The organism is Klebsiella sp. KPN54798 (assembly GCF_021184225.1).
In the GTDB taxonomy this organism is placed as follows: domain Bacteria; phylum Pseudomonadota; class Gammaproteobacteria; order Enterobacterales; family Enterobacteriaceae; genus Klebsiella; species Klebsiella pneumoniae.
Window position 1 is genome coordinate 1,052,152 of record NZ_CP089234.1, and the last position, 13,222, is coordinate 1,065,373.

Here is a 13,222-nt window from a genome sequence, read left to right on the forward strand (position 1 = left end):
TTCGAAGGAGAGGTTATGCAGCAGTATCAGTTTCCGCAAGGGTTCCTGTGGGGGGCGGCGGCGTCCGGCCCGCAAACGGAAGGGGTCACCAATAAGCGCCATCGTTCCATCTGGGACAGTTGGTTTGCCGAACAGCCGGAGCGATTTTATCAGCAGGTAGGGCCGCAGACCGTGTGTGATACTTATCATCAGTATCCGCAGGACGTAGCGCTGATGAAACAGACCGGCTTCAACTCATTTCGTACCTCGATACAGTGGTCACGACTGATCGCTGATTTGGAAACCGGCGCGCCGGACCCGGACGCGGTGCGTTTTTATCACGCCTATCTGGATGAGATGATCGCCAACGGCATTGAGCCGATGATCAATCTCTACCACTTTGATATGCCGGAAGCGCTGCAGAAACAGTACGGCGGCTTTGAATCGGCGCACGTAGCCGAGCTGTTTGCCCGCTTTGCCCGCACCGCCTTTAGCCTGTTTGGCCATAAGGTTAAATACTGGATAACCTTCAACGAGCCGATTGTGCCGGTTGAGGGAGGCTACCTGTACGACTTCCACTATCCATGTAAGAAAGATGGCCGGCTGGCGGCGCAGGTGGCGTTTAACATTATGCTGGCGCACGCCAAAGCGGTAACGGCTTATCGTGAACTGGCGCTGGCGGGCGAGATCGGCGTGGTGCTCAACCTGACCCCGAGCTATACCCTCACCGACAGCGACGCGGATAAAAAAGCCGCCGGGTATGCCGACCTGTTTTTTAACCGCAGCTTCCTTGACCCGCTGGTAAAACATGAATTCCCCAAAGCGCTGTGCGAGATCCTTGCCGCCCACGACTGCCTGCCGACGACCAGCAAAGACGACGCGGCGTTGATCCTCAGCGCGGATATCGATTTTCTTGGGGTAAACTATTACGTGCCGCGGCGGGTAAAAGCGCGTGAGAGCGAATATGACCTCGATTATTTCACCCCGGAATACTATTTCGAAAACGCGGTGAACCCGCAGGGCCGCTTTAATCCTTATCGTGATAACAACGAGATCCTGCCGCAGGCGATCTATGACATTGCCGCCAATATTCGCGATAACTACGGCAATATTAAGTGGTATCTCGCGGAAATCGGCATCGCGATGGATCGACAATCAGAGGGCGAGCCCGGGGCGGACGGGGTGATAGACGATACTTTCCGCATCCAGCTGATGGAGGAGCATCTGGTGCAGCTGCATCGGGCGATAGCCGACGGCGCGAACTGCTTTGGCGTGCACCAGTGGACGTTTATCGACAACTGGTCGTGGATCAATGCCTTCAAACGGCGCTACGGCTTCTGGCGACTGGATCTGGAGACCGGCGAGCGACAGATAAAACGCAATGCGCTGTGGTTTGCCGAACTGGCGTCCAGCAACGGTTTTACCAGCGATAAATAGCGCGCTGCGCCAGCGCTCCCTCTCTCCGGCGCGGAAAGGGGGAGCGCGCGAGGTTACACCAGTTCGTCTTTATTAATACCCAGCCGCTTCATGCGTGACAGGAGCGTGGTGCGCTTGAGCCCCAGCCGCTGGGCGGCGCCTTTCGGCCCGGCCACCACGCCGTTGCTCTCCTTCAGCACCCGGACGATCAGCTGATATTCATCCTCACCTTCCTCAGGCAGGACCGCCGGCGTCCGCGGGGCTTCCACGATATCCCGCTCCGGCAGGGAGAGCTGCAGTACGTTGCCGCGGGTGAGCAATACCGCCCGTTCGATAACGTTTTCCAGCTCGCGCACGTTGCCCGGCCACTCCATACGCGTCAGAGTGCGCAGGGTTTCCGCCGGAATGCTGTCGATATTGCGCCCCATGCGGCGGGCGATTTTAAAGGTAAACGCCTTCACCAGCAGCGGGATATCGTCGGGACGTTCGCGCAGCGGCGGCAGGTGGATCGGGAACACGTTGAGCCGGTAGTAGAGATCGCTGCGGAATTCCCTGTCGATAACCATCTGCTTGAGATCGCGGTTGGTGGCGGCGATCAATCGAACGTCGGTCTGAATCAGCTTGTTGCTCCCCAGACGTTCGAACTCCTGCTCCTGGAGGACGCGCAGCAGTTTGGGCTGCAGTTCCAGCGGCATATCGCCCACTTCATCGAGGAACAGGGAGCTTTTGTCCGCCAGTTCGAAGCGGCCGATACGCTGGGCGCTGGCCCCGGTGAACGCGCCGCGTTCGTGGCCGAACAGATCGCTCTCCAGCAGCCCGGCGGGCATCGCCGCGCAGTTCATCTTCACCATCCGCCGACCGTTGCGTCCGCTGAGGTTGTGGATAGCGCGGGCGATAAGCTCTTTGCCGGTGCCGGTTTCGCCGAGGATCAGCACGGTGCTGTCGCTGTGCGCCACCATCTCTACCTGCTTGAGCACATTGTTCATCGCCTCGCTGCGGCCGATAATCTCCCCGAATTCGCTCTCGACATTATTGAGCTGCTCGGTGAGGGCGAGGTTCTCATCCACCAGCCGCTCTTTCAGGCGCTGAATTTCGCGGTAGGCGAGGGCGTTATCGATAGCGATCGACACCCGCTCGGCGATCTGCCGCAGCAGCTTGAGATTGGTGGTGGTGAAGACCTGTTCGTCGCACTGCGCCAGCTTAAGCACCCCGAGCAGGGTATTGCCGGACATCAGCGGCAGCAGGCACAGGGTCTGGATCTTATTGCCCCACATCTCGAAGAGCATTTTCTCATACGGCGCGAGAGTGTCATGTTCGTGCAGATTAAGCAGCAGCATCTCTTTGCTTTTGAACACGCGCTCGGTGAGGGTGCCGGCTTCATCCACCTCGCTCTGGTCGTGAACCGGGTGGCTGGCGTCAAGATAATGCGTGGAATAGATGTTGAGCTTCCCCTTGCGGTCGCTGCGCAGCACCACGCTGATGGCGTCGATCCGGAAGTAGCGATGGATCTCTTTCGCCACCTCGCTGACCAGCTCGTCGATATCCAGTCGCGAGAGCACCGCGTTGGTGATCGCCACCAGGATGCGAAAGTTGTCGCGCTCGTGGCACAGCAGATCGTAATCGACGTTATTGCTGACCCGGTTCTGAATCTGTTCGGTGACGACGGCGACGATCTGCGCGAAGGTATGCAGCCGCTGGAACTCTTTCTCGCTCCACGGCCGGTTGTCACGGCGGAGGAATTCGCAACCGCCGAAGATCCGCCCGTCCGCCGCCAGCGGCAGCAGCGAATAGTATCCGAACGGGCGATAGAGCCCGCTGCGGATAAGCTGCGGCCAGGTGTCGGCAAAGGTTTCATGATCGCAATGCAGGGCATCCGGCCGGGAGAGTAAGCGACGCACCGGACCGTGGGCCAGGACGGTTTCATCCTCGTAGCTTACCGGATGGCCGGCCTCATCGCAGGCGTACCTGGCCGCGCGGTGATTACCCGCGTTCCACAGGATGATGGCCGCCTCATCGGCCAGCGCGGACTGTTGCACCAGACGGGTCAGGGTTTCGCTTAGCGCGGCCAGATCGGGCTGCTGTAATAAAAGCCGGGTGATATCGAACAGCCCCTGCTGGCCGAGATCGCTCATCGGTGTATACGACATTGCTTACGTCCAAAACGCGCCGACAACGCGGCGCATAAGAAAATGATGGTACAAATAATAGTATGTTAATAAAGCGGTTATTGCCGCTTTAACCCATCCATGGGCGCCCGCTGGTTTGGGCAAAATAATTACGCTGGCTTTTTCCCGGCTCGCGCTGCGCTTAGCCGGGCTACATGTGCGCGCAGTTTTGTAGCCCGGATAAGGCGCCAGCCGCTATCCGGGACCCGACGCCGTCGTTAACAAATTCTCGGCAGCGGTTCGGCGTGGGGAAGATCGAGCGTCCGCTTCACGCCGTACAGCCCAACGGAACGTACGCCCGGGCGGACGACCACTTCGCCGATTATCGCCGCATCGCGTCCTAACGCGTGAGACCGCAAATGCGCCAGCACGTTTTCCGCCTCGTCGCGGGCGACGGCGAGCACCAGCTTGCCTTCATTGGCGAAGTTCAGGGCGTCCAGACCAAGCAGCTCGCAGACGCCGCGCACCGTGTCGTTGACCGGCAGCGTTGCCTCCTGCAGTTCGATGCCGCAGCCGCTGGCGGCGGCGAACTCATGGGCGACCGCGTTAACCCCGCCGCGGGTGGCGTCGCGCAGGGCTTTCACTCCGCTCAGCGGGCGCAGGGTCTGGATAAGCGGCGTCAGCACCGCGCAGTCGCTGGACAGCGCGCCGTCCAGCCCCATCTGCTCGCGCAGGTTAAGGATGGTGGCGCCATGATCCCCCAGCGTGCCGCTGACCAGCAGCACATCACCGGCGCTAATCTGCTGCGTCCCCCAGTGAACGTCCGCCGGGATGGCGCCGATGCCGGCGGTGTTAATAAACAGCTTATCCGCCGCGCCGCGCGGCACCACTTTAGTGTCGCCGGTGACGATGGCGATCCCTGCCGCCCGGGCGGTGTCGGCCATGCTGGCGACCACCGCTTCCAGGGTGGCCATCTCCAGCCCCTCTTCGAGAATAAAGCCGCAGGAAAGATAGCGCGGGATGGCGCCGCTGACCGCCACATCGTTGGCGGTACCGCAGACGGCAAGCTTGCCGATATTGCCGCCGGGAAAGAACAGCGGGTCAATCACGTAGCTGTCGGTGGAGAAGGCGAGGCGGTCCCCCTGGGCGGCGAGCGCCGCCAGATCGAGGCGCGCCTGATCCTCCTGCTCCGCCAGCCAGGGGTTGGCGAAGGCCTGCATAAACAGGTCGCCGATCAGCTGTTGCATTGCCTGTCCCCCGCTACCGTGGGCTAACTGGACGCTTTTCATACTTCATTTTCCTGACTGCGATATTGATACCAGGCGGCGCAGGCCCCTTCAGAGGAGACCATTAGCGCGCCAAAGGCGCTTTGCGGATTGCAGGTGCTGGCGAAGAGCGGGCACTGGTGCGGTTTACAGCGGCCGGTCAGCACCTCGCCGCAGCGGGCGCGCGGGTCGTCGCACACGCGCTGCGGCGCCGGGTGAAAATGCGCCTCGGCATCGAAGCGCTGATAGGCTGGCGTAAGCTGCACGCCGGAGTCGCTGATGACCCCCAGGCCGCGCCATTCGCTGTCGCCATCCAGGCGGAAGACGTCGGCCATCGCCGCCTGCGCCAGCGGGTTGCCGGCATCCGGCACCACGCGACGGTACTGATTTTCCACATCGCTGCGCTGCGCTATTGTCTGCTCAACCAGCATCACCGCGCCTTGCAGTAGATCAAGCGGTTCGAAACCGGCGACCACTAAAGGACGGTGATAGTCGCTGGCGATAAAGCCGTAGGCCTCGGTGCCGATCACCATACTGACGTGGCCCGGGGCGAGAAAGGCGTCGATTCCGTTCTCCGGCTGGTCCAGCAGGCTGCGCAGGGTCGGCAGCAGGGTGATGTGCTGGCAGAAAAAGTAGAAGTTATCGACGTTGCGCTCTCGCGCCTGACGCAGGGTCAGGGCGGTAGCGGGCATGGTGGTTTCGAAACCGAGACCAAAAAAGACCACCTCGCGCTGCGGATTTTGCTGCGCCAGCCGCAGAGCGTCCATCGGCGAGTAAACGATGCGGACATCGGCGCCGCGGGCTTTCGCCTGCAGAAGCGAGCCGTTTTTACCCGGCACGCGCATGGCGTCGCCGAAGGTGCAGAAGATCACTCCCGGGCGGCTGGCAATCTCAATGCAGGCATCGATGCGCCCCATCGGCAGGACGCACACCGGGCAGCCGGGACCATGAATAAATTCGATGTTCTCCGGCAACAGTTGGTCGAGCCCGAATTTAAAAATGGCATGGGTATGGCCGCCGCAGACCTCCATGATGCGCAGCGGTCGCGCGGCGGTGTGCGGCAGCAGACGAGCACGCTGCTGAAGATGGGCCACCAGCTGCATCACCTGTTCGGGGGCGCGGTATTCATCTACGTAACGCATTATCGCTCCTCGCCGTACAGCAGCGCGCCGACGTCCGGCTCCACGTCAAACATATTTTGCAGCGCCTCGAGGGTGTCGCGGGCTTCGGATTCATTAATGACGCTCATGGCGAAGCCGACGTGCACCAGCACCCACTGGCCGAGCCGCGGCTGGCCCTGCTCATCAACGGCGCCGACCAGCGTCAGGTCGACGTCGCGCTGAATACCGCAAACTTCCACCTTCGCCAGCACGCCGTCGATGGCGCAAATTTGTCCCGGAATGCCTATGCACATCGCTGCGTCTCCAGCCAGGTGAGCCATTGCTCCATGCCTTCGCCGCTGGTGGCGGAGACAAGAATAATTTCAATATGCGGATTGACCTCGCGGGCGCAGGCCAGGCACCGCTCAACGTCGAAATTGAGATACGGCAGCAGGTCGACTTTGTTGAGCAGCATCAGGCTGGCGGCGGCGAACATATGCGGATACTTCAGCGGTTTGTCTTCGCCTTCGGTGACCGACAGCACCGCCACCTTATGGCGCTCGCCGAGATCAAAGCTGGCCGGGCAGACCAGGTTGCCGACGTTTTCGATAAACAGAATGCCGCGGTCAGCCAGCGGCAGGCGCGGGGCGGCGTCGGCGATCATCTGGGCGTCGAGATGGCAGCCTTTCCCGGTATTGACCTGAATCGCCGGGGTGCCGGTGGCGCGAATGCGGGCGGCGTCATTGACCGTTTGCTGATCGCCTTCAATCACCGCGCAGTCGGCGCGTCCTTTCAGCCGGGTGAGGGTTTCGGTGAGCAGGGTGGTTTTGCCGGAGCCGGGGCTGGAAACCAGATTCAGCACCAGCTGCTGTTTTGCTGCGAAGCGTGCGCGGTTGCGTGCCGCCAGGCGGTTGTTTTTATCCAGCACGTCGATCTCCACTTCCAGCATCCGCCGCTGGCTCTGCCCCGGGGCGTGGGTACCCGCTTCGCCGTGGCCGTAATGCAGGTCGCCCTCTGGCGTGCGGGTGGGGGCGAAGTGGTCGATTTTGACACCGGTGATGGTCATCGTCTGGCGTGGGGCGGGCGCGAAGGGGGCGCTGCGGAACGCGGAATGCGGGTTTCGTTCGTCTCCTTCAATATAGAGGTTGCCTTCGCCACAGCCGCATGTTGTACACATAATTTACTCCAATTCTAAACGCTGAATCTGTAAGCCATCATCCGCCACGATCTGCAGCTGGTCGTTATTGCAGTGCGGGCAGCGGCGAACGTGCTGCGAGACAAGATGGACGTACTGCTGACAGCGATCGCACCAGCATTCAGCCTGTTGTTCGGCGATATGCAGTTCGCACCCCTCCGCCAGCGTGCCGCGGCAGACCAGCTCAAAGCAGAAGGTCAGGGCGCTGGCTTCCACGCAGGAAAATGCGCCGACCTTAAGCCACACGCCGGTAACCCGCCGCGCGCCGGCCTGCTGCGCCTGTTGTTCAATAATTTCCAGCGCCCGCTGGCTGAGGGTGATTTCGTGCATAGTCGCCTCCGTATCGCGATGCGCCTTCTATGCAATAACGATGCCAGAATGAAATCGTCGTGGCAGTCAATGTCGATGTCGACGCCCCGGGGCTGTCATCGACATGTCGCATCGGCAGAGTTCGATACAAAAACATAGTAAAATCAATTAAATAAAATCTGGCATGAAAAATGCTTAGAGGGTGCATCTCATGCTACGGAGAAACCGATATGACTATTTGGGAAATAAGTGAAAAGGCGGATTACATCGCCGACCGTCACCGGCAGCAGCAGGAGCAGTGGCACATCTACTGTAACTCGCTGGTTCAGGGGATCACCTTGTCGAAGGCCCGCCTGCATCACGCGATGAGCTGCGCGCCGGACAAAGAGCTGTGCTTCGTGCTGTTCGGCCATTTTCAGGTGTTCGTCGCCCTCGCGGAAGGCTTCAACAGCCACACCATTGAGTACTACGTCGAAAACAAAAACGGCGGTGATAAGTATCTGATTGCTCAGGCCACCCTCGCAATGGATGGCACGGTGGACGGCCGCATCAGCAACCGCTCCCGCGACCAGGTGCTGGAGCACTATCTGGCGATTATCGCCACCGTCTATGACCGTCTGTATGACGCCATGGAACAAGACCAACCGGTGGATTTAAGCCATCTGGCGCTGACCCACTGATCGTAAGGTGTCGACACGTGTCGAAAATGACACCTGCGCAACCTGATTTCGTCAAAAATGACTTTCACCCGAGGATGACCCGGTGAACCGTTTTGTAATTGCTGACTCCACTGTCTGTATCGGCTGCCGCACCTGCGAAGCCGCCTGCTCTGAGACGCATCGCCTGCACGGCCTGCAGGCTATGCCGCGGCTGCAGGTGATGCGTAATGAAAAAGAATCGGCACCGCAGATGTGCCACCACTGTGAAGATGCTCCCTGCGCCACCGTCTGCCCGGTTAACGCCATCCAGCGCGTCGATGGCGCGGTCCAGCTCAACGAGAGCCTGTGCGTAAGCTGCAAACTGTGCGGCATTGCCTGCCCGTTCGGCGCCATTGAATTTTCCGGCAGCCGCCCGCTGGATATCCCGGCGAATGCCAATACCCGGCTGGCGCCCCCCGCGCCGCCGGCGCCGGCGCGCGTCAGCTCGCTGCTCGACTGGGTACCGGGCGTGCGCGCTATTGCCGTGAAATGCGACCTCTGCCACTTCGATGACCAGGGCCCGGCCTGCGTGCGGACCTGTCCGACCAACGCGCTGATGCTGGTGGATAGCCGTGATATCGCCCAGGCCAGCAAGCGTAAACGCCAGCTGACCTTTAATACCGACCTTGGCGACTTGTCGCTGTTCCAGGCGCAACAGGGGGAGAGGGAATGAGTGTAATTGGATTAGTGAATCAGGCGGTGGCGTGGTATGCCGCCAGCGCCGTACTGGCCTTTCTGTTTGCCATGCGCAAACCGCTCAGCGGCGCCATTGCCGGGATCGGCGGCGCGGTGGCCAGCGCCATGCTGGTGGTCACCGGCGGCGCCGCGCTGCTGATGCCGGAGCGGATCCACGGCGGCATGCTGCAGTTTCTCCACCTGACGATACGGGTGGGGGGCGTCAACGCGCTGTGGCTGCTGGCCATCGGCCTGTCGGCGCTGCCGGTGTCGCTGTTCAATATTAGCTGGCATCGCCACCCGCAGGTGAAGGCCAACGGCCCGCTGGTCAACCTGCTGCTGGCCGCCGCGACCTGCGCGGTGGTGGTGACCAATATCGGTTCACTGGTGGTGATGGCGGAGATCATGGCGCTCTGCGCGGCGTTTCTCACCGGCTGCGCCGCCTCCGGTAAGCTGTGGTTTGCCCTGGGGCGTCTCGGTACTCTGCTGATGGCCTGGACCTGCTGGCTGGTGTGGTCAACCTACGGCACCCTCGAGCTGGCGCAGATCAACCTTCAGGCGGTGGATATGATGCAGAACCCGCTGCTCTGGCTGCCGGGTCTGGTGGGGTTCGCCCTGCTGGCCGGGGCGATCCCGCTGCACGGCTGGGCGCCGCAGGCTCACGCCGGGGCCAGCGCGCCGGCCGCCGCGCTGTTTTCCACGGTGGTAATGAAGGTTGGTCTGTACGGCATGCTGACCGTTTCGCTGGCCGGCGGCGTGCCGCCGCTGTGGTGGGGCGTGATGCTGCTGGCGCTGGGGATGATCACCGCCTTTATCGGCGGACTGTATGCGCTGATGGAGCATAACATTCAGCGCCTGCTGGCCTATCACACCCTGGAGAATATCGGCATTATCCTGCTGGGGCTGGGCGCCTTCGTCACCGGCGTGGCGACCCGCAACAGCACGCTGATGGTGCTGGGCTTTATCGGCGGCATGTATCACCTGATTAACCACAGCCTGTTCAAAACCACGCTGTTCCTCGGTGCCGGAGCGGTGTGGTTCCGCACCGGTCATCGCGATATTGAGAAGCTGGGCGGCATCGGTAAAAAAATGCCGCTGATCTCCCTCGCCATGCTGGTGGGGCTGATGGCAATGGCGGCCCTGCCGCCGCTGAACGGCTTCGCCGGCGAGTGGGTTATCTATCAATCCTTCTTCAAAATGAGCACTGGCGACCTGTTTATCGGCCGTTTGCTGGGGCCGCTACTGGCCGTTGGCCTGGCGATCACTGGCGCACTGGCGGTGATGTGTATGGCGAAAGTCTATGGCGTGACCTTCCTCGGCGCGCCGCGGACGAAAGAGGCGGAAAACGCTACCTGCGCCCCCTGGCTGATGACCCTGAGCGTGGTGCTGGCGGCGGTTTTCTGCCTCGTTGGCGGCATCGCCGCGCCGTGGCTGCTGCCGCTGGTGAGCGGCGCCTTCCCGGTGCAGGCTCAGGTATCGAGCGTGGTGTCGCAGCCGATGATCGCGCTGCTGCTTATCGCCTGCCCGCTGCTGCCGTTCCTGCTGATGATCTTCTTTAAAGGCGATCGCCTGGCGGCGCGCTCGCGCGGCGCGGCGTGGGTCTGCGGTTACGACCACGAGCAGTCGATGGTGGTAACGGCCCACGGCTTTGCCATGCCGGTGAAAGAGGCCTTTGCGCCGTTGCTGAAGCTGCGTCACTGGCTGAACCCGGTGCGTCTGGTGCCGGGCTGGCAATCGGCCTCGGCGCCGGCGCTGCTGCGCGGGATCGCGCTGGTTGAGCTGGCGGTGCTGGTGGTGATTGTCATTTCGCGAGGAGCCTGAGAATGAGTCTGTTAATTGCATTGCTACAGGCGCTGGTGCTGTTTGCCGTCGCGCCGCTGTTGTCCGGGATCGTTCGCGTCGCCCGCGCGCGGCTGCATAACCGCCGTGGACCGGGGGTACTGCAGGAGTATCGCGATATCCTGAAACTGCTGGGCCGCCAGAGCGTCGGTCCTGACGCCTCGGGCTGGGTGTTTCGCCTGACGCCGTACGTCATGGTGGGCGTGATGCTGACCATCGCCACCGCGCTGCCGGTGGTGACGGTAGACTCCCCGCTGCCGGTGCTGGGGGATCTCATCACCCTGATCTACCTGTTCGCCATCGCCCGTTTCTTCTTTGCCATTTCCGGTCTGGACACCGGCAGCCCGTTTACCGCGCTGGGCAGCAGTCGCGAAGCGATGCTCGGCGTGCTGGTGGAGCCGATCCTGCTGTTGGGCCTGTGGGTGGCGGCGCAGGTCGCCGGCTCGACCCATATCAGCGCCATCACCGATACCCTTTACCACTGGCCGGCGGCGCGCAGCATTCCACTGATTCTGGCGTTATGCGCCTGCGCCTTCGCCACCTTTATCGAGATGGGCAAACTGCCGTTCGATCTGGCGGAAGCGGAGCAGGAGCTGCAGGAAGGGCCGCTGTCGGAATACAGCGGTAGCGGCTTTGGCATCCTGAAGTGGGGCATCAGCCTCAAACAGCTGGTGGTGCTGCAGATGTTTGTCGGGGTCTTCTTTCCGTGGGGCCAGATGACCAGCTTCAGCGTCGGCGGCCTGCTGCTGGCGCTGGTGGTCGCCATCGTTAAGCTGGTGGTTGGGGTGCTAATTATCGCGCTGTTTGAAAACAGCATGGCGCGTCTGCGTTTTTGTGCCACCTCCCGCGTCACCTGGGCCGGGTTTGGTTTCGCCTTTTTAGCTTTCGTCTCCTTGCTGGTGGCGTGATTAAGAGAGTTTGAGCATGTCTGAAGAAAAAATCGGTCAACACTACCTTGCGGCGCTGCACCAGGCCTTTCCCGGCGTGGTGCTGGACGAAGCCTGGCAGACAAAAGACCAGTTAACCATCACCGTGAAGGTCAACTACCTGCCGGAAGTGGTGGAGTTTCTCTACTACCAGCAGGGCGGCTGGCTGTCGGTGCTGTTCGGCAACGATGAACGTAAGCTCAACGGCCACTACGCGGTCTATTACGTGCTGTCGATGGAGCAGGGCACCAAATGCTGGATCACCGTGCGCGTGGAAGTGGACGCCAACAAACCGGAATACCCGTCGGTGACGCCGCGCGTCCCGGCGGCGGTATGGGGCGAGCGCGAAGTGCGTGATATGTACGGCCTGGTGCCGGTCGGCCTGCCGGACGAACGCCGGCTGGTGCTGCCGGACGACTGGCCGGACGAACTCTATCCGCTGCGCAAAGACAGCATGGATTATCGCCAGCGCCCGGCGCCGACCACCGACGCCGAAACCTACGAGTTTATTAACGAGCTCGGCAGCAAGAAAAACAACGTGGTGCCGATTGGCCCGCTGCACGTCACCTCTGATGAACCTGGCCACTTCCGCCTGTTCGTTGACGGCGAGAACATTATCGACGCCGACTACCGCCTGTTCTACGTCCATCGCGGGATGGAAAAGCTGGCGGAAACCCGCATGGGTTATAACGAAGTGACCTTCCTGTCGGACCGGGTGTGCGGCATCTGCGGCTTCGCCCACAGCACCGCTTACACCACCTCGGTGGAGAACGCGATGGGCATCGTGGTGCCGGAGCGGGCGCAGATGATCCGCGCCATTCTGCTGGAGGTGGAACGCCTGCACTCGCACCTGCTGAACCTCGGTCTGGCCTGCCACTTTACCGGCTTTGACTCCGGCTTTATGCAGTTCTTCCGCGTGCGCGAAACCTCGATGAAGATGGCAGAGATCCTTACCGGCGCGCGTAAAACCTACGGCCTGAACCTGATCGGCGGGATCCGCCGCGACCTGCTGAAAGAGGACATGATCCAGACCCGTCAGCTGGCGCAGCAGATGCGTCGCGACGTGCAGGAGCTGGTGGATATGCTGCTCAGCACGCCGAATATGGAACAGCGTACCGTCGGTATTGGCCGTCTGGACCCGGAAATCGCCCGCGACTTCAGCAACGTCGGCCCGATGGTGCGCGCCAGCGGCCACGCCCGCGACACCCGCGCCGACCACCCGTTTGTCGGTTACGGCCTGCTGCCGATGGAAGTCCACAGCGAACACGGCTGCGATGTGATATCTCGCCTCAAGGTGCGGATCAACGAGGTTTACACCGCGCTGAATATGATTGATTTCGGTCTCGATAACCTGCCGGGCGGCCCACTGATGGTGGAGGGGTTCACCTATATTCCGCACCGCTTCGCGCTGGGCTTCTCCGAGGCGCCGCGCGGCGACGATATCCACTGGAGCATGACCGGCGACAACCAGAAACTGTACCGCTGGCGTTGCCGGGCGGCGACTTACGCCAACTGGCCGACCCTGCGCTATATGCTGCGCGGCAACACCGTTTCCGATGCGCCGCTGATCATCGGCAGCCTCGACCCGTGCTACTCCTGTACTGACCGCATGACCGTGGTCGATGTACGCAAGAAGAAGAGCAAAGTGGTGCCATACAAAGAGCTGGAGCGCTACAGCATCGAGCGTAAAAACTCGCCGCTGAAATAAGGAATCG

12 protein-coding genes are annotated in these 13,222 nt (G+C 61.5%); 6 read left to right on the forward strand and 6 right to left on the reverse strand.

Going from position 1 to position 13,222, the window contains the following annotated elements; genetic code table 11:
• Positions 1–15 precede the first annotated feature (15 nt).
• Positions 16–1,416: a glycoside hydrolase family 1 protein gene (locus LPQ25_RS05200; RefSeq protein ID WP_004181046.1), complete on the forward strand. Its 1,401-nt coding sequence runs from the start codon at positions 16–18 to the stop codon at positions 1,414–1,416.
• Positions 1,417–1,469: 53 nt separating this feature from the next.
• Here the strand turns inward: LPQ25_RS05200 and flhA are convergent, their stop codons facing one another.
• The 6 genes from flhA to hypA form a co-directional block, all read right to left on the reverse strand.
• The gene (flhA, locus tag LPQ25_RS05205; RefSeq protein ID WP_004174677.1) at positions 1,470–3,542 is read right to left on the reverse strand and encodes a formate hydrogenlyase transcriptional activator FlhA; all 2,073 of its coding nucleotides are present in this window, start codon (positions 3,540–3,542) and stop codon (positions 1,470–1,472) included.
• Positions 3,543–3,778: 236 nt separating this feature from the next.
• Entirely contained in the window at positions 3,779–4,789 is a 1,011-nt protein-coding gene (gene hypE, locus LPQ25_RS05210) for a hydrogenase expression/formation protein HypE (RefSeq protein WP_004174678.1), read from the reverse strand.
• Positions 4,786–5,907 (reverse strand): hydrogenase formation protein HypD, encoded by a 1,122-nt coding sequence (hypD, locus tag LPQ25_RS05215; protein WP_014907032.1) that lies wholly within the window; start codon positions 5,905–5,907, stop codon positions 4,786–4,788. The genes hypE and hypD overlap by 4 nt, the downstream gene beginning before the upstream one ends.
• Positions 5,907–6,179, reverse strand: coding sequence for a HypC/HybG/HupF family hydrogenase formation chaperone (locus LPQ25_RS05220; protein ID WP_014907033.1), 273 nt, complete (start codon positions 6,177–6,179; stop codon positions 5,907–5,909). The genes hypD and LPQ25_RS05220 overlap by 1 nt, the downstream gene beginning before the upstream one ends.
• Positions 6,170–7,042 (reverse strand): hydrogenase nickel incorporation protein HypB, encoded by an 873-nt coding sequence (hypB, locus tag LPQ25_RS05225; RefSeq protein ID WP_004890205.1) that lies wholly within the window; start codon positions 7,040–7,042, stop codon positions 6,170–6,172. The genes LPQ25_RS05220 and hypB overlap by 10 nt, the downstream gene beginning before the upstream one ends.
• 3 nt (positions 7,043–7,045) lie before the next feature.
• The gene (hypA, locus tag LPQ25_RS05230) at positions 7,046–7,390 is read right to left on the reverse strand and encodes a hydrogenase maturation nickel metallochaperone HypA (RefSeq protein ID WP_002914928.1); all 345 of its coding nucleotides are present in this window, start codon (positions 7,388–7,390) and stop codon (positions 7,046–7,048) included.
• Between the two features lie 209 nt (positions 7,391–7,599).
• On the opposite strand from hypA, the gene hycA reads away from it, so the two are divergent.
• The 5 genes from hycA (at position 7,600) to hycE (ending at position 13,215) form a co-directional block, all read left to right on the forward strand.
• A complete protein-coding gene (gene hycA, locus LPQ25_RS05235) occupies positions 7,600–8,049 on the forward strand; it encodes a formate hydrogenlyase regulator HycA (protein ID WP_002914925.1) in 450 nt (149 codons plus the stop codon).
• Between the two features lie 82 nt (positions 8,050–8,131).
• Positions 8,132–8,740, forward strand: a complete 609-nt coding sequence (locus LPQ25_RS05240) for a 4Fe-4S dicluster domain-containing protein (protein WP_014907035.1) — start codon at positions 8,132–8,134, stop codon at positions 8,738–8,740.
• Positions 8,737–10,563 carry a formate hydrogenlyase subunit 3 gene (gene hycC, locus LPQ25_RS05245; RefSeq protein WP_014907036.1) on the forward strand — a complete coding sequence of 609 codons (1,827 nt, stop codon included), beginning with the start codon at positions 8,737–8,739 and terminating at the stop codon, positions 10,561–10,563. Before LPQ25_RS05240 ends, hycC begins: the two co-directional genes overlap by 4 nt.
• Before the next feature lie 2 nt (positions 10,564–10,565).
• Positions 10,566–11,489: a respiratory chain complex I subunit 1 family protein gene (locus LPQ25_RS05250; protein ID WP_004149485.1), complete on the forward strand. Its 924-nt coding sequence runs from the start codon at positions 10,566–10,568 to the stop codon at positions 11,487–11,489.
• A gap of 16 nt (positions 11,490–11,505) precedes the next feature.
• On the forward strand, positions 11,506–13,215 hold the full coding sequence (gene hycE / locus LPQ25_RS05255) for a formate hydrogenlyase subunit HycE (RefSeq protein WP_014907037.1): 1,710 nt from the start codon (positions 11,506–11,508) through the stop codon (positions 13,213–13,215).
• Positions 13,216–13,222: the final 7 nt, after the last annotated feature.